The sequence below is a fragment of the Stenotrophomonas sp. YJH_SMC_101-4 genome (genome assembly GCF_059370395.1).
In genome coordinates, this window is sequence record NZ_JCAFTP010000003.1 from 151,261 (window position 1) to 175,406 (window position 24,146).

25 protein-coding genes are annotated in these 24,146 nt (G+C 68.0%); 15 read left to right on the plus strand and 10 right to left on the minus strand.

Going from position 1 to position 24,146, the window contains the following annotated elements:
* Nucleotides 1-3: 3 nt before the first annotated feature.
* From AC5P8D_RS11540 to AC5P8D_RS11560, 5 genes are all read left to right on the plus strand, one after another.
* On the plus strand, nt 4-519 hold the full coding sequence (locus tag AC5P8D_RS11540; RefSeq protein WP_414614923.1) for a cytochrome c oxidase assembly factor Coa1 family protein: 516 nt from the start codon (nt 4-6) through the stop codon (nt 517-519).
* Between the two features lie 470 nt (nt 520-989).
* Complete coding sequence (locus tag AC5P8D_RS11545) at nt 990-1,541, plus strand: hypothetical protein (protein WP_159360714.1); 552 nt, start codon at nt 990-992, stop codon at nt 1,539-1,541.
* Nucleotides 1,522-1,779, plus strand: a complete 258-nt coding sequence (locus AC5P8D_RS11550) for a hypothetical protein (RefSeq protein WP_162564080.1) — start codon at nt 1,522-1,524, stop codon at nt 1,777-1,779. The genes AC5P8D_RS11545 and AC5P8D_RS11550 overlap by 20 nt, the downstream gene beginning before the upstream one ends.
* Nucleotides 1,718-2,035, plus strand: coding sequence for a M12 family metallo-peptidase (locus AC5P8D_RS11555; protein WP_159360713.1), 318 nt, complete (start codon nt 1,718-1,720; stop codon nt 2,033-2,035). The genes AC5P8D_RS11550 and AC5P8D_RS11555 overlap by 62 nt, the downstream gene beginning before the upstream one ends.
* Nucleotides 2,036-2,216: 181 nt before the next feature.
* Nucleotides 2,217-4,016: a DUF885 domain-containing protein gene (locus AC5P8D_RS11560; protein WP_414614924.1), complete on the plus strand. Its 1,800-nt coding sequence runs from the start codon at nt 2,217-2,219 to the stop codon at nt 4,014-4,016.
* A gap of 55 nt (nt 4,017-4,071) precedes the next feature.
* On the opposite strand, the gene AC5P8D_RS11565 is transcribed toward AC5P8D_RS11560, so the two are convergent.
* Nucleotides 4,072-4,530, minus strand: a complete 459-nt coding sequence (locus AC5P8D_RS11565) for a hypothetical protein (protein WP_010482223.1) — start codon at nt 4,528-4,530, stop codon at nt 4,072-4,074.
* 184 nt (nt 4,531-4,714) lie between these two features.
* On the opposite strand from AC5P8D_RS11565, the gene AC5P8D_RS11570 reads away from it, so the two are divergent.
* The 4 genes from AC5P8D_RS11570 to AC5P8D_RS11585 all read left to right on the plus strand — a co-directional run bounded on the left by AC5P8D_RS11570 (nt 4,715) and on the right by AC5P8D_RS11585 (nt 7,314).
* Nucleotides 4,715-4,963, plus strand: a complete 249-nt coding sequence (locus AC5P8D_RS11570) for a hypothetical protein (RefSeq protein WP_006475755.1) — start codon at nt 4,715-4,717, stop codon at nt 4,961-4,963.
* A gap of 122 nt (nt 4,964-5,085) precedes the next feature.
* Complete coding sequence (locus AC5P8D_RS11575; protein ID WP_495203323.1) at nt 5,086-6,003, plus strand: bestrophin family protein; 918 nt, start codon at nt 5,086-5,088, stop codon at nt 6,001-6,003.
* A 19-nt stretch (nt 6,004-6,022) separates the two neighbouring features.
* A complete protein-coding gene (gene hemB, locus AC5P8D_RS11580) occupies nt 6,023-7,012 on the plus strand; it encodes a porphobilinogen synthase (protein WP_010482215.1) in 990 nt (329 codons plus the stop codon).
* Between the two features lie 32 nt (nt 7,013-7,044).
* A complete protein-coding gene (locus tag AC5P8D_RS11585) occupies nt 7,045-7,314 on the plus strand; it encodes a DMAP1-binding domain-containing protein (protein WP_227199873.1) in 270 nt (89 codons plus the stop codon).
* A 55-nt stretch (nt 7,315-7,369) separates the two neighbouring features.
* On the opposite strand, the gene AC5P8D_RS11590 is transcribed toward AC5P8D_RS11585, so the two are convergent.
* Nucleotides 7,370-8,242 carry a hypothetical protein gene (locus AC5P8D_RS11590; protein WP_227199882.1) on the minus strand — a complete coding sequence of 291 codons (873 nt, stop codon included), beginning with the start codon at nt 8,240-8,242 and terminating at the stop codon, nt 7,370-7,372.
* Nucleotides 8,243-8,290: 48 nt separating this feature from the next.
* Here AC5P8D_RS11590 and aroE point away from each other — a divergent pair, with 48 nt between their 5' ends.
* The 3 genes from aroE (at nt 8,291) to dinG (ending at nt 11,763) form a co-directional block, all read left to right on the plus strand.
* Nucleotides 8,291-9,136 (plus strand): shikimate dehydrogenase, encoded by an 846-nt coding sequence (gene aroE / locus AC5P8D_RS11595; protein WP_197601332.1) that lies wholly within the window; start codon nt 8,291-8,293, stop codon nt 9,134-9,136.
* Between the two features lie 3 nt (nt 9,137-9,139).
* Nucleotides 9,140-9,493, plus strand: a complete 354-nt coding sequence (locus tag AC5P8D_RS11600) for a hypothetical protein (protein WP_029379808.1) — start codon at nt 9,140-9,142, stop codon at nt 9,491-9,493.
* Nucleotides 9,494-9,660: 167 nt separating this feature from the next.
* Complete coding sequence (gene dinG / locus AC5P8D_RS11605; RefSeq protein ID WP_329760702.1) at nt 9,661-11,763, plus strand: ATP-dependent DNA helicase DinG; 2,103 nt, start codon at nt 9,661-9,663, stop codon at nt 11,761-11,763.
* Nucleotides 11,764-11,802: 39 nt separating this feature from the next.
* On the opposite strand, the gene AC5P8D_RS11610 is transcribed toward dinG, so the two are convergent.
* Together AC5P8D_RS11610 and ilvD are read right to left on the minus strand one after the other, a co-directional pair.
* Nucleotides 11,803-12,414 carry a hypothetical protein gene (locus tag AC5P8D_RS11610; protein ID WP_495203324.1) on the minus strand — a complete coding sequence of 204 codons (612 nt, stop codon included), beginning with the start codon at nt 12,412-12,414 and terminating at the stop codon, nt 11,803-11,805.
* Between the two features lie 138 nt (nt 12,415-12,552).
* Nucleotides 12,553-14,391 carry a dihydroxy-acid dehydratase gene (ilvD, locus tag AC5P8D_RS11615; RefSeq protein WP_495203325.1) on the minus strand — a complete coding sequence of 613 codons (1,839 nt, stop codon included), beginning with the start codon at nt 14,389-14,391 and terminating at the stop codon, nt 12,553-12,555.
* A gap of 490 nt (nt 14,392-14,881) precedes the next feature.
* Between ilvD and AC5P8D_RS11620 the strand changes: the two genes are divergently transcribed.
* Genes AC5P8D_RS11620 through AC5P8D_RS11630 form a run of 3 tightly spaced genes read left to right on the plus strand, consistent with a single transcriptional unit; the run spans nt 14,882 to nt 17,287 of the window.
* Entirely contained in the window at nt 14,882-15,454 is a 573-nt protein-coding gene (locus AC5P8D_RS11620) for a DUF1190 domain-containing protein (protein ID WP_005420172.1), read from the plus strand.
* Nucleotides 15,455-15,461: 7 nt separating this feature from the next.
* Nucleotides 15,462-16,640: a glutathionylspermidine synthase family protein gene (locus AC5P8D_RS11625; RefSeq protein ID WP_049412385.1), complete on the plus strand. Its 1,179-nt coding sequence runs from the start codon at nt 15,462-15,464 to the stop codon at nt 16,638-16,640.
* On the plus strand, nt 16,640-17,287 hold the full coding sequence (locus AC5P8D_RS11630) for a hypothetical protein (protein ID WP_049480081.1): 648 nt from the start codon (nt 16,640-16,642) through the stop codon (nt 17,285-17,287). The genes AC5P8D_RS11625 and AC5P8D_RS11630 overlap by 1 nt, the downstream gene beginning before the upstream one ends.
* 71 nt (nt 17,288-17,358) lie before the next feature.
* Here AC5P8D_RS11630 and AC5P8D_RS11635 read toward each other — a convergent pair whose 3' ends face one another.
* Genes AC5P8D_RS11635 through AC5P8D_RS11660 form a run of 6 tightly spaced genes read right to left on the minus strand, consistent with a single transcriptional unit; the run spans nt 17,359 to nt 24,108 of the window.
* Nucleotides 17,359-18,657, minus strand: a complete 1,299-nt coding sequence (locus tag AC5P8D_RS11635; RefSeq protein WP_329832339.1) for a DUF58 domain-containing protein — start codon at nt 18,655-18,657, stop codon at nt 17,359-17,361.
* Nucleotides 18,654-19,640 (minus strand): AAA family ATPase, encoded by a 987-nt coding sequence (locus AC5P8D_RS11640; protein WP_014648782.1) that lies wholly within the window; start codon nt 19,638-19,640, stop codon nt 18,654-18,656. The genes AC5P8D_RS11635 and AC5P8D_RS11640 overlap by 4 nt, the downstream gene beginning before the upstream one ends.
* Nucleotides 19,637-20,821 carry a DUF4350 domain-containing protein gene (locus AC5P8D_RS11645; RefSeq protein WP_099559843.1) on the minus strand — a complete coding sequence of 395 codons (1,185 nt, stop codon included), beginning with the start codon at nt 20,819-20,821 and terminating at the stop codon, nt 19,637-19,639. Before AC5P8D_RS11645 ends, AC5P8D_RS11640 begins: the two co-directional genes overlap by 4 nt.
* Nucleotides 20,818-22,440, minus strand: coding sequence for a DUF4129 domain-containing protein (locus AC5P8D_RS11650; RefSeq protein WP_495203326.1), 1,623 nt, complete (start codon nt 22,438-22,440; stop codon nt 20,818-20,820). Before AC5P8D_RS11650 ends, AC5P8D_RS11645 begins: the two co-directional genes overlap by 4 nt.
* Entirely contained in the window at nt 22,430-23,422 is a 993-nt protein-coding gene (locus AC5P8D_RS11655) for a stage II sporulation protein M (RefSeq protein ID WP_019337015.1), read from the minus strand. The genes AC5P8D_RS11650 and AC5P8D_RS11655 overlap by 11 nt, the downstream gene beginning before the upstream one ends.
* Entirely contained in the window at nt 23,419-24,108 is a 690-nt protein-coding gene (locus AC5P8D_RS11660; protein WP_010482196.1) for an RDD family protein, read from the minus strand. The genes AC5P8D_RS11655 and AC5P8D_RS11660 overlap by 4 nt, the downstream gene beginning before the upstream one ends.
* Nucleotides 24,109-24,146: the final 38 nt, after the last annotated feature.

Sequence of the window (24,146 nt, forward strand, 5' to 3'; positions counted from 1 at the left end):
CCGATGACCCTGCCACCACCGATTCCCGCCCATCGACAGACGTCCGCCGGTTGGTGGTGCCGCCATTGGCGCTGGGCAATGCCGCTGACGGTGGTGCTGGTGCTGGGCGGCGCAGGTGGCGTGGTGACCTGGAGCGTGCTGCGCTGGAGCGAGGCGGCACGCGAGAGCCCGCCGATGCGCGAAGCGCTGCGTCGCGCGGGCTGCAGCATCGAACTGGTGGAAGCCTTCGGCGAGCCGCTGCATATCGAATCGATGCCGCTGGGCAGCATGCAGACCGCGATCAACGGCCAGCGCGATGTCGGCCTGACCGTTGCGCTGGAAGGACCGCATGCGCACGGGCGGTTGTTCGTGCAGGGCAGCCGTCGCGATGAAGTCTGGGATTACCCGGTGATGTATGTACTGGCCGAAGACAAGCAGACCTTCGATCTGACCGCGCTGGATGACGACGAGGCTGCGGGAGAGTGCGAGTTGCAGGCCTGCCGTGATCGCGGCGAATGCCCGCTGACCGAGGCGTTGTGACCTCAGGTCGCGCGGCCGGGTAAAGGCGGCTGGTAATGCCGCCTATTGGCCGATTGCTCTTCACAAGGCGCCTGAAGGCCCCGCGTTGCGCGCGTGGGTCGACTGGCAGGTCTCCTCTGGGCCCGGTCGCCTATCAATTCCGCCACGACTTCCTACCGATTGTCGCCACCGCCGTGAGGCGCAGTGAAGAATCGGCGACTGTGAAGCGCAGTCTGATGCGGCACAGGAAGAGCAGATGCGTGCGAACGGATAGGTGTCGGGATTGCCATCTGGCTGGAGATCGCTGAGGTATCCGGACGGAAACTCAGGGAAGGGCAGCGCACCATAATCTGGAGAATCGTGGCGAAAATTTGTCGTGTGCAGCCCAAATCCCACGCCGCCCATAGTCTATGTGATGGGAGCCTCCTGCTGAAGTGAAGTCAACACGTAGCTTTCATCGTGCCATGTGGCGGCGACATTGCGGGTGGATCATGAAACGTGCGCTTTTCTGTCTGGTGCTGGTTCTGCTCGGCATCTTTCCGTCAGTTGCGAAGACCGGTACCCGGTTCGTCCAGATACCTGCTGGGGGGTGGGATCCTGGACCAGAGCTGCGCAGGCAGTACGAGGGCAGCATCGTCGACTGGGTGCGTCGCGTTGACGTTCATCCAGATGCCCTTTCCGGCGATTCGATCGAAGTCGATCTTTTCGACGTGACAGTACGGCTGGAACGCGTAGGCTACCCTGCAGGTGACGCGCCGGATCCGGTCCACGTTCTGGCCGTCCAGAATGGCGGAACATCATCCGGAACCATGCCCAGCCGGCTCCGTTGGGCTGGCACAACCGCATCGTCCTCCTCGCCGTGTACAGATGTGGAAGGGACGGTGCGTGTTTCCGAGGCTTCTGACGGGCGATTGCAGGCCATCTTCAACATCGGCAGCTTCCGGTACGAACTCCAAGGCAGCGTGCTGATCCGCAAGGATCTGCGCAGGCTTCCACGAGAGGCACCGGTACGCGGAAACCGGTGTGACCCAGACGCTGGATGATCTCATGGCCGGAAGAAAGGGTGCACTGGGCTTCATGCATCAGGTCCGCGATGTTGCCAAGGCGGACATCGTGCTGATGATTATCGACACAGGGTCGTCACTGTCGTCCTGCGGACAGGCGCAACGGCTGCTGGCCACGAAGGAAACGGCCTTCGCGGTTGTAGAGCGGAACTGCCTTGGGGGCCAGTACCAGCAGCCTCGCCCACGAAATTGGACACCTGTTCGGCGCCGATCATGAGCCTGCAAATGCATCGATCAGTCCGCCGCGATTTGCTTACGGGCATGGCTATCAGGCGCCGGAGAATGTGCCTGATCGCTGGAGGACTGTGATGTCCTACGAGTGCTCTGGCGTGCCATGTCACCGAGTGAATCTGTGGTCTTCGCCTGACCTCAGTCACAACGGATTGCCTGCCGGCACGGAAAAGACCCACCACAATGTCAGGGTCTTGAACGAAACCCGCCAGATGATTGCCGACGTCTATCCTTGGCCATAAGACGGAAGATCGGGGTGCCAGGCAGGCTGTTACCCCGTTGGAGAGGCTGTGAATTCTGCAGATGGTCGGATCACCGACGAAGCACATGCATCCTGCGCCCCCCTTCCCCCATGACCTCCAGCCGATTGTCGCCATCGCCGTGAGCGCGTAGGGTGCGGGCAACCCTGTCCTGGAGTGCACCATGAAGCCGATTGCATTGGCCGTTGCCCTGGCCCTGACCGCCGCCCCGTTGCTGTCCGCACCGCCGGCCCTGGCCGCGCCGGCTGCCAAGGCCACTCCTCCGGCCAGCCCGGCCTGGGTTGCCCGCAGCAATGCACTGGCGCAGATCCTGCTTGATGCACAAGGCCCGTTCCAGCCGGAGGAAACCGGCTTCTTCGGCGTTCCCGGCTACGACGACAAGGTCGCAGACCTTGGCCCGGACAACGGCAAGCGCTATCGCGCCGCGATGGCCAAAGCCCGCGATGAACTCAAGGCAACGCTGGCCACCGAGAAGGATCCCAACGTCCGCCAGGACCTGGAGATCATGATCCACGCCGCCAGCCAGAACATCGAAGGCAGCGAGCTCAACGAGAAATACCTGCTGCCGTGGAGTGATGCGCCGCAGACCGTGTTCAGCGGCCTCAACCTGCTGCTGTCCGATCAGGTGCCGGCCGAGCGCCGGGCCAAGGCGCTTGACCGCCTCAAGGCCTATGCCGGCCTGCAGCCGGGCGGCACCGCGTTCACCACGCTGGCCCGCCAGCGCTACGAAGAACGCCTGAAGGACAGCAGCCTGCTGCAGCCGACCAAGATCGAAGTGCAGCAGTCGCTGGACAACGTCGAGACCTACATCACCGGCATCGAGTCGCTGCTGAAGAAGTACCAGATTGCCGGCGCCGATGAAGCGATGAAGGCGCTGGCCGGGCAGATGAAGGACTACGCCGCCTGGACCCGCAAGGAGGTGCTGCCGAAGGCGCGTACCGACGCGCGCCTGCCGGCACCGTTGTACGCCTACCAGCTCAAGCAGGTCGGTATCGATATCGACCCGAAGCTGCTGATGCAGCGCGCGCAGCTGGAATTCATGGAAACCCGCTCGGCGATGCAGCAGCTGGCGCCGCTGGTGGCGAAGGACAAGGGCCTGAAGGTGGCCGACCCGAGCGACCCGGTGGCGGTGATCCGCGCACTGAAGGCCGACAAGATCGCCGACGACCATCTGGAAGGCCACTATCGCAAGGTGATCGATGCGATCGACCCGCTGATCCGTGAACACGCCATCGTCGACGTACCCAAGCGTGCCATGCAGATGCGCCTGGGTTCGGCCGCCGAGAGCGCGGCCAGCCCGGCGCCGCACTTCCTGCCGGCACCGCTGGTCAACAACACCGGGCAGCAGGGCACCTTCGTGCTGCCGCTGGGCAACCCGGCAGCGGGCCCGGGCGCGCAGTACGACGACTTCAACTTCGGTGCGGCGGCATGGACGCTGAGCGCGCATGAAGGCCGCCCCGGTCACGAGCTGCAGTTCACCGCGATGGTCGAGCGTGGCGTGTCGCTGGCACGCACCATGTTCGCGTTCAATTCGGTGAACGTGGAAGGCTGGGCACTGTATGCCGAGGCCGAGATGGTGCCCTACGAACCGCTGGACGGTCAGATGATCGCCCTGCAGTTCCGCCTGCTGCGTGCCGCGCGCGCGATGCTGGACCCGATGCTCAACCTCGGCCTGACCGATCGCGCCAACGGCGAGCGCGTGCTGATGGAGCAGGTCGGCCTGTCCAAGGCGATGGCCACCCAGGAGCTGGACCGCTACATGGTGCGCATGCCGGGCCAGGCCGGCAGCTACTTCTACGGCTACACCCGCATCCTGGAGCTGCGCATGCAGACCGAGCTGGCACTGGGCGCGAAGTTTGACCGCCTGGCGTTCAACAACTTCCTGCTCGACCAGGGCCTGCTGCCGCCGGACCAGCTCGCCGATGCGGTGAACAAGGTGTTCGTGCCGAAGTACAAGCGCTGAGCATTACGGGTAGTGCCGGCCGCTGGCCGGCACTGCCCGCGGTGACGCTGCCGCGTCACCGCTGCGGGGTGATCACCTGTGTCGGCAACCGCGCTGGCGGTGCCGGATTCGGCACCCAGATGGCGACGCCGGCGGCGCGCTTCTGCGTCGTCGGAATACCGATGCCGACGCCGCCACCGACGTGCGAACCGAACGTGCCGGCGCCCACCGACATGCCCACCGGCGAGCCGCTGCTGCCCACGCCCATCAGCACCACGCCATTGGCGCCGAGCGCGGCGGCCTCACGCTTCAGGCGTGCCACAGCGGCATCGGTCTGGCCCTGGGTGCCGAAGCCGACGGCGGACGCCGATTCCAGCTGGGCGATTTCCTGGGAACCGGCCGGTGGCGTCGAGTAGATCTGCACCAGCGCCGGATCGATCGGTGCGCGGGCGCGGCCCAGCATCACCTTGGAGGTGCTGGCACAGCCAGCGGCGACCAGCAGGATGGCCGCCAACGCGGCCCAACGGATGTTCATGGCACGACCCCTGTAGGACTGGTTGCGATCATCGGCGGGCCACTCTGAATCGGCGCCAACACCCGGGCCAGGGCACGCACGGCAGCACGCTAGCACGGTGCGGGTGACAGCCCCGCCAATGGCAGTAGGCGGCGGCAGCGGGAACGTCTATGGTTGGGGCAGGAACCAACTGCGGGAGAGCGGCATGGGTGTGATCAGTCTGTTGTGGGGCGTACTGGCGCTGTTGTGGATGATCCTGGCGCTGATTCCACTGCTCGGCTGGGGCAACTGGTTCCTGATCCCGTTCGCTGCGGTGGGCGCGGTCATCGCAGCGCTGGGCATCCTGTTCACCCACCCGAGCAAGCGTGGCCGGGCCTGGGCCGGCCTGGTCCTGAACGGCATCGTGGTGGTGGTGGGCATCCTCCGCCTCGGCCTGGGTGGCGGCGTGATCTGAGCCCGCGCCCGGGTGCGACAGGGCGTCGCAGGCGCACGGCCGGTGGCCGGGCAGGGGCGTACAATGAATGGCTGCGCGAGCCCCACGCGTGCCTGTGAATCCGCGCCCGGCGCGGCTGCCCCATGATCATCCGACCCCGTCCCCACGGCTGGCAACTGCTGTACATCCTGCGCGGTTCGATCGTCAAAGCGATCGCGCCCAAGGTGCTGGCCATCCTGATCCTGTCCATCGCCGTGGCCGCGGTGGCCGAGCTGGCGCCGCCCACCGGCATCGAACGCGTGTCGGTCACGCCGTTCACCCTGCTTGGCCTGGTGCTGTCGATCTTCCTCAGCTTCCGCAACAGCGCCTGCTACGAGCGCTGGTGGGAAGGCCGCAAGCTGTGGGGCCAGCTGGTCTACGAATCGCGCTCGCTGGCCCGCCAGGTGAACCTGCTGCTGGCCGATGACACCGGCCGTCGCCGCCGCATCGCCTACCTCACCACCGCCTTCGCCCATGCATTGGCCGGTCGCCTGCGCGGGCGCATCGTGGCGCTGATGGCCCTGCCGTGGCTGGACAAGCGCCAGCGCGAACAACTCGGGCAGCGTGAGAACGTGCCCGACGCGCTGCTGTCGATGATCGCGGCCGAGCTGGCCCAGGCCCTGCGCGCCGGTGACCTCGACCCGATCCTCTACACCCAGCTGGAAGAGCGCCTGCACGCGATGTCGTCGATCCAGGCCGGCTGCGAGCGCATCCTCACCACCCCGCTGCCGTTCGCCTACACCCTGCTGCTGCACCGCTGCGCGTGGATGTTCTGCGTGCTGCTGCCGTTCGGCCTGGCCAGTTCGCTGGGCTGGGGCACGCCGGTGCTGTCGGCGGTGCTGGCCTATGCCTTCTTCGGCCTGGACCAGCTGGGCGAAGAAATGGAAGACCCGTTCGGCCTGGAGCCGAACGACCTGCCGCTGGACGCGCTGGTGCGCACCATCGAGATCGACCAGCTCGACGCGCTCGGCGAACGCCCATTGCCCGAACCCCTGCTGCCGCAGGGTTACCTGTTGCAATAGCCACTCCTCGGAGCCTGCCATGTCCCACCCGCTTTACCGCCCGCGCCGCATGCGCCATGACGAGTTCTCGCGCCGCCTGATGCGCGAGAACACGCTGACCACCGACGACCTGATCTACCCGGTGTTCGTGCACGAACTGGCCGGCCGCACCGCGGTGCCGTCGATGCCGGGCGTGGAGCGGCTGTCGATCGAAGAACTGCTGAAGGTGGCCGAAGAAGCGCTGGAGCTGGGCATTCCGGTGATCGACCTGTTCCCGGTGATCGACCCGTCGCTGAAGTCGCTGGATGCATCGGCGGCGTGGGCCGAGGACGGCCTGGCGCAGCGTGCGATCCGCGCGCTGAAGTCGCGCTTCCCGGAGCTGGGGGTGATGACCGACGTGGCGCTGGACCCATACACCACCCACGGCCAGGACGGCATCATCGATGACAAGGGCTATGTGCTGAACGACATCACGGTTGAAGCGCTGGTCAAGCAGTCGGTGTCGCATGCCGAGGCCGGTGTGGACATCGTCTCGCCGTCGGACATGATGGACGGCCGCATCGGCGCGATCCGCCGTGCGCTGGATGCCGGCAACCACATCAACGTGCGCATCATGGCGTACTCGGCCAAGTACGCCTCGGCGTTCTACGGTCCGTTCCGTGATGCAGTGGGCAGCGCGGCCAGCCTCGGCAAGGCCGACAAGAAGACCTACCAGATGGACCCGGCCAACGGCGACGAGGCCCTGCGCGAGATCGCGCTGGACCTGGAAGAGGGTGCCGACATGGTGATGGTCAAGCCGGGCATGCCGTACCTGGACCTGGTGCGCCGGGTGAAGGAGACGTTCGGCGTGCCGACCTTCGCCTATCAGGTGAGTGGCGAGTACGCGATGATGAAGGCCGCCTTCGCCAACGGCTGGCTGGACGAGCGCGCCTGCGTGCTGGAGTCGCTGCTGGGCTTCAAGCGGGCCGGTGCCGACGGCGTGCTGACCTATTTCGCGCCGCAGGTGGCGCGATGGCTGCGCGAGCGCTGACAATAGCGCCACGATAGACGGAGGACTGCGCGATGGGACCCGAACTGGGATGGATGCAATGGCTGATCTGGGGCATCGGTACGCTGGTGTTCGGCGCCATCATCGTCGGTGTCTTCATCGCCGCCTGGCGGGCCGGCAAACGCCCGCCGGAGCAGCTCTCCGCCGCCCGCCACGTGGCCCGTGAGCAGGCCCTGCCGGAGAGCGTGCAGGCCGAGCTGGCCGCGCTGAACCAGCGCAAGGACAACGGCCAGTTGAGCGAAGTCGAGTACGAGCAGCAGCGCGCGAAGGTGTTGGCGCGCTGACGGGAAAGTGCCAACCTTGGTTGGCACTTTCCCGCATGCCAACCAAGGTTGGCATCTACCGGGCGGCAGGCACGCACCCCGCAACCGCCGCCACCTTCGGCACCGCCAACCGGTACACATCCACGCCACCGGCACGTGGTGCCTTCGCCGCACTGCTGGCAACCATCATCTCGCCCGGCTTGGCGTTGTCGATCACCGGCGCGCCGGTCCAGCCGCCGGCCTGGTTGAATGACAACCCCAATGGCTGCAGCGCCGCGCCGGCCCACGCACAGCCGCTGCTCCACACCTGCGCGGTCGCGCCGCTGCCACGACTGAACACCACGGCGCCGTCATGGCCCAGCCAGTCACCGTCGGTCTCGTCGGCGGCGCTGTTCAATGCGGTCAGTGCGGTGGCCGGACCACGCAGGCCCTGCGCATCCAACGTCGCGACGAACAGGTCCCAGCCGGTGCCACCGCCCTGCTGGCGAGCAAACAACAGCCGCTGGCCATCCGCGCTCAGGGCCGGCCCGCGCTCTTCCCGGCGCCCGCCATCGCCCGCCAAGGGCTGCGCCTTCCCGAGCTGGCCGTCGGCTTCCACCGTGGCCCGGTACAGCGCCAGCGCGCCCTCGCGGCCGGCCGCGAACAGCAGCCAGCGGCCATCACGGCTGAAGTAGGGATCGCGGGCCTCGCCGGCCACGCCCACCGGCAGCGCCTGCGCCTGCTGCCAGCGGCCCTCGACCACGCGCGCCTGCCACAGGCCCCAGCCCGCCTCGCCGCGGCGTGCGAACACGATGCGCTGGCCATCGGCGCTGATCGTGGCGCGGCCCTCGTCGGCACGGGTGGAGACCACGCCCATGCCTTCGATGCCGTACTCGTTCAACGCCCTCGCCACGGGGGCAGAGAGTAGACTGGCGGCAAGCACCAGCAGGGGCGGGGTGATGCGCATCATCCGGGTCCGTGCACGAAAGAGCATCAGTCTAGCCAGCTTGAGGATTCCATGACCGACCGTTACGCCGTCTTCGGACACCCCGTTGCCCACTCGAAGTCGCCGCAGATCCACGCGACGTTCGGTCGCCAGGAAGGCATCGCGGTGGATTACCGCGCGATCGACCTGGCGCCGGATGCGTTCCTGGCCGGCCTGGAAGCCTTCGCCGCCGAAGGCGGTGTCGGCGCCAACGTCACCTCGCCGCACAAGGAGGCTGCGTTCTCGGTGTGCTCCACCCTGACCGCACGTGCGCGCCGCGCCGGCTCGGTGAACACGCTGCTGCGCAAGGGCGACCGCTGGCATGGCGACACCACCGATGGCATCGGCCTGGTGCGTGACCTGACCGACCGTCATGGCCTGGACCTGCGTGGCCGCCGCATGCTGCTGATCGGTGCCGGTGGCTCCGCGCGCAGCGTCGCCCCGGCCTTCCTCGATGCCGGCATCACCGAGCTGGTGGTGGTCAACCGCACGCCGGAACGCGCCGATGAACTGATCGACGCGATGGGCGAACCGGGCCGCGCGATCAGCCGCTACTGGGAAGACCTGCGTGATCTGGGCGACTTCGAACTGATCGTCAATGCCACCTCGGCCGGCCGCGACCGCGACGTCGAGTTCAAGCTGCCGCTGGCGCTGGTCAATTCGATGACCACCGCCGTCGACCTGAACTACGGCGAGGCCGCCATCGCCTTCCTGGCCTGGGCGCGTGCGGCGAACTGCCGCAATACCGTGGATGGCCTGGGCATGCTGGTCGAACAGGCAGCCGAGAGCTTCCTGCAGTGGCATGGCGTGCGCCCGCAGACCGACGAGGTCTACCAGTCGCTGCGCCAGGGCTCGGCCGTGCTGGCCGGCGAGGACTGATCGATGGACAGCACAACGTTGATGGTGACCGTGCTGAGCATGGTCGGCGTGCGCCTGCCGGTACTGATCGCGCTGTGCATCGGCCTGGTCTGGGTGATCGGCGCACCGCGCGATGCCACCCGCACCGGCGCCCTGGTCGGCCTGGGGCTGTTGCTGCTGTCCAGCCTGGGTGGCCTGGCGGCGGGCATCCTGCCCATGTGGCTGGTCAGCAGTGGCAACTTCAGCGCCATCTCGGGCATGGGTGCCATCCTCGGCGTGCTGCATTTCGCGTTGGCGATGGTCGAGGCCATCGGCGTGGTGCTGCTGGTGTGGGCACTGGTGCGCCTGCTGCGTAGCCGTACGATCCCGGCGGCCTGACCGGTCGCGCCGGGCCATGCCCGGCGTATCTGGCCCCTGAGCGGTCCGGCCACCGGACCGTGACCGCCGCCAGGCGTCGTCGCTGGCCCGTTCAGGGTGCCAGCGGCGGTGAACGTGGCCGGCCATGCGACAATGACCGGCCTGATCCAGCCACGGTACTTCCCGGCGTGACCGAAACCGTCGCCGCTCCGCGCACGCTTGATGACGCCTTGAAGGACGCGATCCGCAAGGCGTACACCACGCTACAGGCCAATACCCCCGGCTTCTCCACCCGCCGCTCGCAGAGCCAGATGATCGGCGTGGTGTCGCGCGCGCTGTCGAAAAGCGGTGGCGTCGGCGTGGTCGAGGCGCCCACCGGTGTCGGCAAGAGCCTGGGCTACCTCACCGCAGGCGTACCGATCGCGCTGGCCACCAAGAAGAAGCTGGTGATCAGCACCGGCACCGTGGCGCTGCAGTCGCAGCTGGTCGAGCGCGATATCCCGAATTTTCTCAAAGCCACCGGCCTGGAAGCGACCGTGGCGCTGGCCAAGGGCCGCACCCGCTACCTGTGCACGCGCAATGCCGCCGAGGCGCAGGGCGAGGGCTCGCAGGGCGGCATGTTCGAGGATGACGCGCCGCTGTTCGATCGGCCGCTGGCGCCGATCGAAATGGACATCGCCAAGCGCCTGACCGACGCCTTCACCAGCGGCAGCTGGGATGGCGACATCGACAACGCACCGGAGACCATCAGCCCCGGCCTGCGCAGCCGCATCACCACGCCGGCCTCGGGCTGCGCCGGGCGCCGCTGTGCCTATTCGGCGCAGTGTGCGGTGCTGCGTTCGCGCAACACCGTGCGTGATGCGCAGATCGTCGTTACCAACCACGCGCTGCTGCTGTCGGCACTGTCGATCGGCGACAGCGACAACGGCCAGCCGTTGATCGCACCGCCGTCGGACATGCTGCTGGTGCTGGACGAAGGCCATCACATCGGCAACGTGGCGATCGACCAGGGCGCGGCCAGCCTGGCGCTGGATGAAATGGCCAAGCGCACCGGCCGCCTGCAGATCCTGATCGCCGGTGCCTACCGCGCGGTCGACAAGGAGCGCCTCGGCAACCTGCTGCCGAACGAAGCGATCGAAGTGGCCAGCAACGTGGCCAAGCAGTTGCGCGCGTTCCGCGATCATATCGAGCGCGTGTGGATGCCGGCGCCGGCGGACGAAGAGCCGATGTGGCGCGCGGCCAATGGGCGACTGCCCGAGGCCTGGCGCGAGCCGATCGAGGCGCTGGCTGACGATACCCGCAGCCTCTACAACTGGGCGCATGCCGCCACCGCGCAGGTCGCCAAGGGCAAGCCGGACGATGCCGCGCGCGAGCGCCTGCAGCGCAACCTGGGCATGGCGCTGGAAATGATCGAGCAGCAGTACAACCTGTGGCAGGCCTGGCGCCGCGAGGACAAGGACGGCGCGCCGCCGATGGCGCGCTGGGTCACCGCCACCCGCGACGGCGACCTGGTGCTGCACGGCTCGCCGGTGTCGGCCGCGCACGTGCTGCGCAAGCTGCTGTGGGATGAAGTGGATTCGGTGGTGATGACCTCGGCGACGCTGACCGGCGGTGGCGATTTCCAATCGCTGGCGATCGACAACGGCATTCCCGAAGAGGCCGAGATGGTTTCGCTGTCGTCGCCGTTCGACCTGCCCAACCAGGCCGAGCTGATCGTGCCGAAGTTCCCGGTCACGCCGGATGACCGCGAAGGCCATCCGCGCGAAGTGGCACGCTACCTCGACACCGAGCTGGATTGGGCCAAGGGCTCGATGGTGCTGTTCACCTCGCGCTGGAAGATGGAGAAGGTGGCTGGCCTGATGTCGGCCGCGCGCCGCAAGCAGGTGCTGGTGCAGGGCGAGATGTCCAAGACCCGCCTGATCGACGAGCACCTGCGCCGTGTCGCGGCGGGTGAGGGCTCGGTGCTGTTCGGGCTGAATTCGTTCGGCGAAGGCCTCGACCTGCCCGGTGAAGCCTGCACCACGGTGGTGATCACCCAGGTGCCGTTCGCGGTGCCGACCGATCCGCAGACCGCCACGCTCAGCGAATGGTTTGAAGGGCGCGGGCTCAATGCGTTCAACCTGATCGCCATTCCGCATGCGCTGCGCACGTTGACCCAGTTCGCCGGCCGCCTGATCCGCACCTCCACCGACACCGGCCGCGTGGTCATTCTTGATTCGCGGCTGCTGACCCGCCGCTACGGCAAGCGCATCATCGACGCCCTGCCGCCGTTCAAGCGCGTGATTGGTTGACGGGTGCTGGTAGCGCCGGGCCATGCCCGGCGGAGGGCCTCAACGGCCTTCCGGCTTCCGGCAGCCTGGCCCATAGGCCTTCACGTAGGGTTTGCCGAAGCAGCGCAGCAGTCCATCAAGCACGTCCAGGTTCGGCGGCCACGGCATCTGCACCTGCTGCCCGCCCTCGGTGGTGAAGTGGTAGCGGCCGTCCTTGATGTTCTCCGCCATCGCGGTGGGCGTCGGTATCGCGACCAGCCTCGCACGAGCCTTCTCCAGGGCGCTGCGGTCCTGGCGCAGGAACGCGACCATGCCGTCCACGTAGGCATTCCAGTAACCCGGGTCGCTCCCGTTTACTGGCTTGTGGCTGCGTTCCATCAGCGCAATCGCCTGCGCGGTCTGCCCCAGCTCCGCGCGCAGCTGGCCCTCGTGCCACGTGATGATGACATTGCCTTCTGCCTTGGGCAGTGCGCCGTAGGCGGACAGCAGGTCGGCCGCTTCGCGGGTACAGCCACGGTCGGCCAACGGGCGCCAGCCACCTGCCAGGTCCTGATCGAACCGGCCAGGTTCCATCGCCAGCATCGCTGCACGGTCGTAGCTGCAGTCGGGTGCTTTTGGCGGTTCGGCTGCTGCACCCATGGCAGCGGCCAGCGCAAAGGAAAGCAACATCATCTCAACCTCCGTGTTGGTGACTTCCTGGACCACCATAACGGATCAGGATGGGGAGCGCCGGCCGCTGGCCGGCAACCTCATTGATGTGGGGCGTCGCAGTACAGATGCCGGCCAGCGGCCGGCACTACCGTATGGCGGTCAATCGCCCAGAAGCGCGGCGTTGCGCACGGCGCCCTTGTCTGCGCTGGTGGCAAGCAGGGCGTAGGCCTTCAGGGCGCTGGTGACCTTGCGCGGGCGCGCCGCACGCGGCTTCCAGCCGCGGGCATCGGCGTCGGCGCGGCGTTGCGCCAGGGTGGCCTCATCCAGCAGCAGATCAATGCGGCGGGCCGGAATGTCGATGCGGATGCGGTCGCCATCTTCCACCAGGCCGATCGCGCCGCCGCTGGCCGCTTCCGGCGAGACGTGGCCGATCGACAGGCCCGAGGTGCCGCCGGAGAAGCGGCCATCCGTGAGCAGCGCGCACTGTTTGCCCAGCCCCTTCGACTTCAGATAGCTGGTCGGGTACAGCATTTCCTGCATGCCCGGGCCACCCTTCGGGCCTTCGTAGCGGATCACCACCACCTCGCCGGGTTGCACTTCGTCCGCGAGGATGCCGGCGACGGCCGCGTCCTGGCTTTCATAGACGCGCGCAGGGCCTTCGAACACGTGGATCGACTCGTCCACGCCGGCGGTCTTCACCACGCAGCCATCCACGGCCAGGTTGCCGCGCAGCACGGCGAGGCCGCCTTCCAGTGAGTACGCGTGCTGCAGCGAGCGGATGCAGCCTTCAGCGCGGTCGATGTCCAGCGTCGGCCAGCGCGTGGCCTGGCTGAAGGCCTCCTGGGTGGGAATGCCGGCCGGGCCTGCCTTGAAGAAGGTGTGCAGAGTGTCGTTGTCACTGCGCACCACGTCCCAGCGTTCCAGCGCTTCGGCCAGGCTGGCGCTGTGTACGGTCGGCACCGTGGTTTCGAGCAGGCCGGCGCGGTCCAGCTCACCCAGGATGCCGAACACGCCGCCGGCGCGATGCACGTCCTCGATGTGGTACTTCGGCGTATTCGGCGCCACCTTGCACAGCTGCGGTACGCGCCGCGACAGCGCGTCGATATGGGTCAGGTCGAAGTCGACCTCCGCTTCCTGCGCGGCGGCCAGCAGGTGCAGGATGGTGTTGGTGGAACCGCCCATGGCGATATCCAGGGTCATTGCATTGGCGAACGCGGCCTGGGTGGCGATGCCGCGCGGCAGCGCGCTCGGGTCTTCGCCGCCATACCAGCGATGGCAGAGTTCGACGATCAGGCGGCCGGCACGGCGGAACAGCGCCTCGCGGTCGGCGTGGGTGGCCAGCGTGGTGCCGTTGCCGGGCAGCGACAGGCCCAGCGCTTCGGTCAGGCAGTTCATCGAGTTGGCGGTGAACATGCCCGAGCACGAACCACAGGTGGGGCAGGCGCTGCGCTCGAACGCCGCGACCTTCTCGTCGGAGGCGCTGTCATCGGCGGCCACCACCATCGCATCGACCAGGTCCAGCTTGTGCTCGGACAGCTTGGTCTTGCCCGCTTCCATCGGCCCGCCGGACACGAACACCACCGGGATGTTCAGGCGCAGCGCGGCCATCAGCATGCCGGGGGTGATCTTGTCGCAGTTGCTGATGCACACCAGTGCGTCGGCGCAATGCGCGTTGACCATGTACTCCACGGCGTCGGCGATGATCTCGCGGCTGGGCAGCGAATACAGCATGCCGTCGTGACCCATCGCGATGCCGTCGTCCACGGCGATGGTGTTGAATTCCTTGGCGACGCCGCCGACCTGTTCGATCTCGCGCGCGACCAGCTGGCCGAGGTCCTTCAGGTGCACGTGGCCGGGCACGAACTGGGTGAAGGAGTTGGCGATGGCGATGATCGGCTTGTGGAAGTCGCCGTCCTTCATGCCGGTGGCACGCCACAGGGCGCGGGCGCCGGCCATGTTGCGGCCGGCGGTGGAGGTGCGGGAACGGTATTCGGGCATGGCTGGCGGAACGGGCGGGCCGTACGACGTGGGAGTCAGCCGATCATGGCCAATTTTTTCGGTTGCTGCTGCAACCACCGGAGGTGGTCCGGCCGGGCTGCGCCCGGCACCCGCCGAAGCACCCGCCGAAGCAACAGCCGAAGCAACAGCCGAAGCAACAGCGGGCTTCCTGCGGGAGGCGGGGTGGGTCCGCTGGCGGGGGACGCCGTAAACCCTTCCTTGGGGGCTTGGCCGCGGCATCCATGCCGCGGACACCCCCGCCAGCGGACCCACCCCGCCTTCGACAGTTTCCCGCGATCTGTCGGGGCCGGCGCTCTGCGTTGCTCTTGGTAGGTGTCGACCTTGGTCGACACGATGGATCCACGCCATGCGTGGACGATGGGGAACGACGAAAATGAAAGGCCGTTCATCTTTCCCACTTTGCCGATTCCGGTTGCTGGCCCGGATTTGGCATCATTGGGGCATTGATCCGTCGACAGGGCATGAGGCCATGAAACGTTCCCGCACCACCGCGCTGCTGCTGATGAGCGCCGCGCCGCTGCTGTTCACCGCCTGCCAGAAGGAGCCGGAGGTGAAGGTGCAGGAAGGCCTGTACACCTCGGTGGAAGCCTGCACCGAGGCCACCGGCGATCCGTCGTCGTGCCGCAATGCCTTCGCCGAAGCGCAGAAGCAGGCCGCCGATGCGGCGCCGAAGTACGCCAGCAAGGAAGCCTGCGAGAAGGACTACAAGCCGGAGCAGTGCGTGCAGCAGCACACTTCGGCGGGTACCTCGTTCATCGGCCCGATGATGATGGGCTTCTTCATGTCGCAGATGCTGAGCAACCGCGGCGGCCTCGCCCCGCAGGCGCCGGCGTCGGCACCGGCTTACCAGGACAAGAACGCTGGCTGGGCGCGCCCGGCACCGGGCGGCACCGGTGGCCTCAACACCGCCAGCGGCATCGGTGCCGGCAAGGCTGGCCTGGCGCCGGTCACCAGCGAGCCGAACCGTGCGGTCACTGCCAGCCGTGGTGGCTTCGGCAACACCAGCGCACGCCGCAGCACCAGCGGCAGCTACGGCGGCTGATCGACCCATGCAGCGCATCCGGATTGCCGAGCGTGCCCAGTGGCGGGTACGCGCGGAAGAGGCGGGTTTCCGCTTCCACACCATCGACGGCCAGCCGTACTGGGATGAAAGCGCGTACTACGCCTTCACCCTGCGCCAGATCGAACAGGACATCGAAGACCCCAGCGCCGAGCTGCACCAGATGGCGCTGGACCTGGTGGGCGATGTCATCGCCAGTGAACGGTTGATGGACCAGCTGGCGATTCCGTCGCACTACCGCGACTGGATCGCCGACAGCTGGCGCCAGCGCCAGCCACACCTGTACGGGCGCCTGGACCTGGCCTACGACGGTACCGGCCCGGCCAAGCTGTACGAACTGAACTACGACACGCCGACCTCGCTGTTCGAGGCCAGCTTCTTCCAGTGGCAGTGGCTGGAAGACCAGCGCAACGCCGGTCGCCTGCCGCAGCACGCCGACCAGTTCAATGCGATCCACGAGGCGCTGGTCGAGCGTTTCGGCGAACTGGCTTCACAGCTGCCGCCGCCGCTGTACTTCAGCGCGGTGGGCAGTTCGGAGGAAGACCGTGGCACGGTCGAGTACCTGCGCGACTGCGCTTCGCAGGCCGGCCTGCATGGCCAGGCCATCGCCGTCGAGGACATCGGTCTGTCCGAGGACGGCCGCTTCACCGCGCTGGACGATTCGGTGATCGGCACGCTGTTCAAGCTGTACCCGCTGGAAGACCTGATGGCCGAGGAATTCGGTCGCGCGCTGCCCGGTTCGGGCGTGCAGCTGCTGGAACCGGCCTGGAAGGCAGTATTGAGCAACAAGGGCATCCTGCCGCTGTTGTGGCAACGCAACGTGGGCCATCCGAATCTGCTGGAAGCGCATTTCGATGACGGCAGTGCACTGGCCTCGGGCTGGGTGCGCAAGCCGCTGTTCTCGCGCGAAGGCGCGAACATCGAGATGCACCTGGCCGATGGCAGCACCCAGCGCAGCGACGGTCCCTACGACGGCCCGGCGATCATCCAGCGCGCGCATCCGCTGACCCGCTTCGAAGGCGGCTACCCGCTGATCGGCAGCTGGGTGATCGGTGACCACGCCTGCGGCATCGGTATCCGCGAGGACGACAGCGCGATCACCCGCGACAGTGCGCGCTTCGTGCCGCACGCAATCGTTGATGAGGCGCCGACGCGGATCTACGTCTGATGACGGTGCGGCGTTGGCCTGGCCGGCATGGGCGTCCCACGCCCGTGCCGGGCCGGCATTTCGATGACGGGCGCAGCCTGCAGGCCTTCGCGGACCGCGTCGCTGTGCGTTGCCATCGCTGCGACACCCCCGGTTGGGTGATCGCCAGCTGGAAACCCTACCGGTGGACGGCGCGATTCCGCTGCACAGGCTGCAGTTCAGCGCTGGACAGTGGTGACTGGGTCGGTGCGGTCTACATCCTGGGCCGCCAACCTTGTGGATTCTGTGGGCATCAGTGGCTGCATGTGCGCCGCCGGGTTCCCGCTGGCGTGCCTGCACCGGCGTCCTTCGCTGCTCGATGTGCGCAATGTGATCGCAGTACCGATGTTTCGGTCGTGGTGCGTCCGTTGCGTGACGCCGAGCCTGCCGATCCGCACTTCGGATTGCCGCTGCGCCTGGTCGAACCGACCCGCGCGGGCCTGCTCTGGGCCTATAACACTGAACATCTGCAGGCACTGCACGAGTATGCGAGCGCGACGTTGCGGGAAAGCCGCGGCCATCACCGATCCATGTTCTCGCGCCTGCCGCAGTGGATGAAGCTGGCCCGCAACCGGGTGTTGCTGCAGCATGCGGTGGAGCGGTTGCAGCGGCGATTGCTGCAGGGGTAGTGCCGGCCGCTGGCCGGCGCTGTGGGTTTCGTGCCAACCAAGGTTGGCACCCACCAGCGCGATCGTTGGTATCAGAGCAATCCTTCGCGCTTCACTGCCAGGTAGCGCTCCACCAGCGCTGCGGGCAGGGCATCGGCGGTCACGTCCAGCACCATCACCTTCTCGCTGCGCAGTGCCTCGTGCGCCTTCGCGCGCTGCTGCAGGTAGAGTGCGGCGGCACCGGCCTGGGTGGCGTCTTCCAGTGTCTGCACTTCGCTGTCCAGCACGCCGTCCAGCTCGCGCTCGCGCAGGCTGGCCACGCATACCAGGTGGCGCCGCTGCAGCAGGCGCACTGCCGCCAGCAGGTCTTCGATGTCCTCGTCGCGCACGTTGCTGACCAGCATCACCAGCGCGCGCCGGCGCTGGCGCAGCGATACCTCGGTGGCCGCAGCCAGGTAGTCGGTGGCCACCGCGCGCGGCTGCAGGTCGTAGCTGGCACGCAGCAGGTGCTCGACCGTGCCCATGCCACGCTGCGGTGCCACCCAGCGGCGTTCACCACCGGCAGCGAACAGGCCGGCGGCGTCACCCTGGCGCAGCGCCAGGTACGCCACCACCAGCGAAGCGTTCAAGGCGTGGTCGAAATGCGAGAGCCCGCCTTCGCTGGCCAGCATGCGCCGGCCACTGTCGAGCATCAGCAGCAGCTGCTGGTTCTTCTCGTCCTGGTACTCGCGCGAGATCAGCTTGCGTGCACGCGCGGTGGCCTTCCAGTCGAGCTGGCGCAGGCTGTCGCCGATGCGGTACTCGCGCATCTGGTGGAAGTCGGTGCCTTCACCGCGGCGGCGCTTCACGTGCGCACCGACCAGCCGCGAGGCCTGGTCGGCACTGAACAATGCGAAGCGGGTGAGCGGCACGAAGTTCGGATAGACCCGCACGTCCAGCGCGGGAGGCAGCGTGCGTTGCTGCCACCACAGGCGCCACGGCGAGCGCATGCGTAGGTGCACGCCTTCAAAGCGGAAGTGCCCACGCTGCAGCGGGTGCAGGTGATAGTGCAGGGTGGAGGCGCTGCCGGCCTGCAGGCGCACGCGCTGCGGCAGCGATTCCAGCGGCCAGCCGCCCGGCACCAGGTCGAACACCTGCACCGTCATCGACGTGTCTGCCTGCAGCCGCAGCGCGGCCTCGCGGCGCACGCCCAGTGCCAGCGCTTCGGGCAGTTCGCGTTGCACCTGCGGCGACGGACGCCGCGACTGCCGCCACAGATCCATCAACGCCGGCACGGCAATCGCCAGTGCCGCCAGCGCCCAGCTCCAGCGCGGCAGCAACCCGCCCAGCACCAGGCCACCCAAGGCGGCCCAGGCCAGCAGCAGCGCCAGCAGCAGCGGGGCCGGCCTCATCGGCGCGGTGCTTCCACCTTGGCCAGCAGCGCGCCCAGCACGTCGTCGGCGTCCTGGCCTTCGATCTGCAGTTCCGGGGCCAGCGCGATGCGGTGGCGCAGCGCCGGGCGCGCAATGTCGCGCACGTCGTCCGGCGTGACGAAGTCGCGGCCGGCCAGCACCGCCTGCGCGCGCGAGGCACGCACCAGCGCGATGCTGCCGCGCGGACCGGCACCGACCGCGATGCCCGGCCACTGCCGGGTGGCGGCAACGATGCGTACCGCGTAGTCGATCACTTCGTCATCGACGGTGATCGCCGCGGTGGCGCGCTGCAGCTCCAGCAGCTCACCGGCACCGAGCACGCGCGGCACCTGGCTCAGGTCGAAATCGCTGGCGGCACGACCACTGGTGATCGCGGTCACCATGCGCTTCTCGTCCTCCAGCTGCGGGTAATCGATCAGCACCTTCAGCAGGAAACGGTCCAGCTGTGCTTCCGGCAGCGGGTAGGTGCCTTCCTGCTCCAGCGGGTTCTGCGTGGCCAGCGCCATGAAAGGCGGTGCCAGGGTGAAGGCCTTGCCCTCGATGGTCACTTGGCCTTCCTGCATCACTTCCAGCAGCGCCGACTGGGTCTTGGCCGGTGCACGGTTGATCTCATCGGCCAGCAGCAGATTGGTGAACACCGGGCCGCGGCGGATCTTGAAGCTCTCGCTCTTCGGGTCGTACACCGCGTGGCCGCTGACATCGCTGGGCATCAGGTCGGGGGTGAACTGCACGCGACCGTAGTCCAGCTCCAGGGCCTGGGCCAGCGCGCGCACCAGCAGCGTCTTGCCCAGCCCGGGCACGCCTTCGATCAGCACGTGGCCGCCGGCCAGCAGGGCCACCAGAATCTGGTCCAGCACATCGGCCTGGCCGATGAAGGCGTGTCCGACGGCGGTGCGGATGGCATCGACGCGTTCGATCAGGCGGGCGTTGGCGGCCGCCGGCAGCTCGGGGACTTCGGTCATAGCAGGGATCTCATCTGGAGCAGCAAGCGGATGCGCTCGCGCAGGGCGGAGGAATCGTGCGGCGGAGGGGGCGTGAGCGCGCTGGCAACGCGGCCTTGAGGCCACTTCAGCAGCTCGGCGATGGCCTGATCGCGTGGCGCACCATCCAGTGCGGCCGCAACCGGTGCGCGCAGGCGCAGGCGGTGCAGGAACAGGGCGAGTACGGCCTCGTACAGGCGCGTACCGTGGCCGAAACGCAGCAGCAGTTCACCACTGGCACGCACGTGTTCCAGCAGCGAACGGCGTTCCAGTACCGGTGACGGCAGCAGGCTGCCGAAGCGCTGCGAGCGGCCCCACAACCAGCCCAGCAGGGCCAGCAGCAGTGGCGCCCACAGTGGCCAGCCCTGGTAGAACATGCGCGACCACAGCGACGGCGGGCGGCTGGCGTAGATCAGCCAGACCGCACCCTTGCCGTAGTTCGGATCGAGCAGATAGCGGGTCAGGTCGCGGTGCGACGCGTCGTGCAGGCCGTCGCTGGCCTTGCCCCCTGCCGATGCCAGGCGCGCTGCCGGTGAGTCCACCTCGCTGCGCATGAACTCCATGTCGGCCAGCACGCTCACCTTGCCCTGGCCATGGCGCAGGCGCGCAAACACCAGGTCGCGATCCGTGCCCCAGCGACGTTCGGCCTGTGCACTGGCGGCAAAACCCAGGGTGAAGCGGCGGCCTCCACAGAACTCAACGTGACCAGGATCGTCGTCGACATGGAACGGCTGGCAGTCGCTGCGCTGGAACAGGCTGTCCACGCCCAGCTGATCCAGCAGGGGCCCCTGCGTGCTGCCGGCATCGTCCTCGGCCGGTGGCGGCGTCCGCACCAGCAGGTGGCCGCCCCCATCGACCCAGTCCAGCAGCGCGCTGGCGACGGGCGGCGGCAGTTCGCTGCTGTCCTGCAGCAGCACCACCGTGTCGTGCGGCCCCAGCGTCATTTGCCGCAGTTCCAGCCGTGGCCGCGAGTGCACGTCAATGCCGTCGGCGCGCAGGGCCTGGCCGAGCACGTACAGCGGGTTGTAGCCAGCTTCGCCCTGCGGCGGCAGCTGCACGGTCTCGGTCACCCGCTCATGCGTGCGCAGGTAAAGGATCGTCAGCGGTACACCGAACAGCACCAATGCACCGAGCAGCAGCGACCAGAACAGGCGCGGGCTCATGCCTGCCACCGGTACTGCTGGCGCAGCGTATCGGCCAATGCATCGAAATCGGCGCGGCTGGGCAGGCGGCCACCGTAGGCGGCGTACTGCCACATGCGCACGATGCGCGCGAACAGGTCACGGTCGCTGGCCTCGGGCATGCGCCGCGACGCGCGCAGGCATTGCGCTTCGGTGGCACCGGGTGGAAGCGCGATACCGCTGCGCTCGCCCACCGTGCGCACGCTGGCGCGGTACAGAAGGGCCAGCGCCTGCCGCGGCCGGCCCTGGTCCCAGAGCAGGCCGGCCTGGGTGGCCACGTCCGGCGGCAGCACCACCGGCAACTCCACCTGTTCCTCCACCACCGGCGGTGCGGCCTCGGCCTTGCGTCGGCCACTGCCCCGCAGCCACGGCAGCCACAGCCGTGCGGTCAGCAGCAGCACCAGCAGCAGGACGCCGAGCAGCCCCCACAGGCCCCATTCGGCCAGCCGCGCCAGCCAGGCGATGCCGTCCTTGCGCGCTTTGCGTTCACCGTTGCTGTTGGTGTCACTCCGCAGCTGCTTGTCTTCCTTCTTCTCTTCCGCGGCCTGTTCGATCGGCTTCCAGCGGGTGACCTGGCGGGTCGGGCGCTGCAGCGGGTCTTCATAGGCGCGGTTCACTGCCTGACGGAAGCCGGCGGTATCCACCGGCGTACCGCCGAAGATCATTGCCGGGGTGTTGGCCGGGTCGATGGTCGGTGCTTCGTCGCCTTCCTCGGCGTCGATGCCACGGTCGTTGGGCTTGCCCATGGCGCGTTCGGGCTCGGCGTCTGTGTCCTGCGCATGCACCGGTGCGGAGACCAGCGGCAGTGCCAGGCACAGCAGCAGGGCCAGCGTCGATGCCGCCGGCAGCAGCCGCTCGCGCAGGCGGCGCAGGGCGATCTCCACATCCCAGGCTTCCATCTGCGTGCGCCGGTTCAAGTACAGGCCAAAGCCCGCACCGACGAAGAACGGGCCGATCAGCACCGAGGCCAGCCAGCACGCCAGGTTGAAGCCCAGCCGTGCCCATGCGGGTGTGTCCTGGCCGATCATGTCCCATGCGGCGCGCCATGATTCGGACATCAGCTCCAGTGGCATGAACATGAACACCGCACCGATCGCGCCGGACACCAGCACGGCTTCGAACGCCATGCAGGTCACGGTCAGTACCAGTGCCGCGCCCGCTGCGCCGGCTGCCACTGCACGACGACGTGGGCCGCGCTGGCCCGGTGTGTTGCCTTCCAGCAGGTTCACCGGCAGGCACAGGCTGCGCAGCACGCTGAAACGACGCCAACCCAGGTAGCCCCAGAAGCCGCTGTTGCCCCAGTGACGTTGCGCACGCAGCGCGGCCAGCGTGCCGACTGGTTCACCGAAGATGCCGCGCGACAGCACATACAGCGGCGCACGTTCGAACAGCGGTTTGCACCACCACATCGCCAGCCAGGCCCAGCCGAAGGCATCCAGCCACCAGCCCAGCGCGTTGAAGATCACGAACAGCGGTGCACTGGCCAGCAGCCAGCTGCCCCACAGCGCGCGCGCGTGACGGCGGGACAGCGCGGTGCCCAGCTCCATCGCTTCCCAGCCACTGCGGGCACGCAGCGCCACGTCCAGGTGGTCAATGCGCATGGCCAGCTCCACGTCCGCCGCGCCACAGCCACAGCAGCACGCCGGCCCACAACACACCGGCCACGCTGAACTTGCCCCATGCAGGTACTTCGGCGATCGATGACCAGAAGGCTTCGATGAAGGCGGCCACCAACAGCATGAAGGCGACGCCGAGGCACAGCCGCGCGCCGATGCGGCCGCCGTCGACCAGTGCATCCAGGCGGCTGCGCCGGCCCGGCGCCAGCAGCTTCATGCCCAGCTGCAGGCCGGCACCGCCAGCGATCACGATCGCAGTCAGCTCGAAGGCGCCGTGGCCGACCACGAAGCGCCAGAACGGGTCGCCATGGCCGATGTGCTGCAGGTGGCCTGCCACTGAACCGATGATCACGCCGTTGAACAGCAGCACCAGCAGCGTGCCCAGCCCGGCCAGCAGTCCGCTGGCGAAGGTGCGCAGGGCGATGCTGATGTTGTTCATGATGTAGTGGCCGAACATCATCCAGTCGGTGCCGCTGTCACGCCCCAGGCGCTCGGCGGCGGGATCGTACATGCGCTCCATCTCTGCGATCTGGCGGTTGTCCATCAGCATGTGGATCAGGTCCGGATAGACCTGCACCAGCACGAAGCAGGCCACCGCCGGCAGCGCGAACATCGCCAGCGCTACCCACATGCTGCGCGCCTGGCTGCGCACCAGCAGCGGGAAGTCGGCCACCAGGAACTCCAGGGCACCCCGCCAACGTGTCGGCGGCGTGCGGTACAGCACGCTGTGGCCCTGCTGCATCAGCTGCTGCAGGCGCTGCACCAGCTGCGGGCTGTAGCCGCGCTCGCGGGCCAGCGCCAGCTGCTGGCACAGCCGCCGGTAGCGCTGCGGGAAGGTAGTGTCGTCCAGTGCCAGGCCGCTGGCCTTGCGGCGCGTGCGGCGTGAGGCGCCGGCACGCAGCAGCAGCCACTGCTCCAGGTCCTGCCATTCCTGCTGGTAGCGGGCGACGAACTGCTCCTGTTTCATCGCCGCCCCAGCAGCCAGTTGGCCATCGCATACAGGCGCAGAACGCCGACCTGGCCGTGGGTGCCGGTCAGTGGCTCGGCAATACCGGCCAGCTCCTGCTGGCGCGCCGCCGACAAGCGTGGCGCGCGCTCGGCGAAGGCCATCAGCGCGGCCTGTTCCTCTGGTCGCAGGGGCTGCGGCGGGGCCAGCACGCTGTCGATGGTCGGCGGCGGTGGCAGATACAGCGCGGGTGCATGCACCACCACGGTGCCGGCCACCAGGTCGCCCAGGCGGCGGCCATGCGGATCGAACAGGCTGCTGATCAGGCCCAGCGCATAGCCGAAGGGCAGCATGTCCACCGTGCGCAGCAGGTTGCGGGTGATCGCCGCCATCCAGCCTACCGGCGCGCCATCGCGGGACAGCACGCGCAGCCCCAGCGCACGCTTGCCCAGGGTGCGTCCCCACACTGCTTCGCAGACGATCGGGTAGGCCCAGTAGACCAGGAACATCAGCACCAGGTAGAGGCCGGAGCCGAACTTGTCCAGCAGCGCCAGCGGAATGGACACCAGCACCAGTGCCGCGATGCGCACGCCGAGATCGACCAGCCAGGCCATCGCCCGCGGTACCGGGCCGGCGGCAGGCAACTGCAGCGGCACACCCTCTGGCGTCACCACCTCGCGGTAGGTATCGAGCATCGGTGCGGCCATCAGCGCGATGGCCTTCGTTGTGGGCGCCGGAGTCCTCT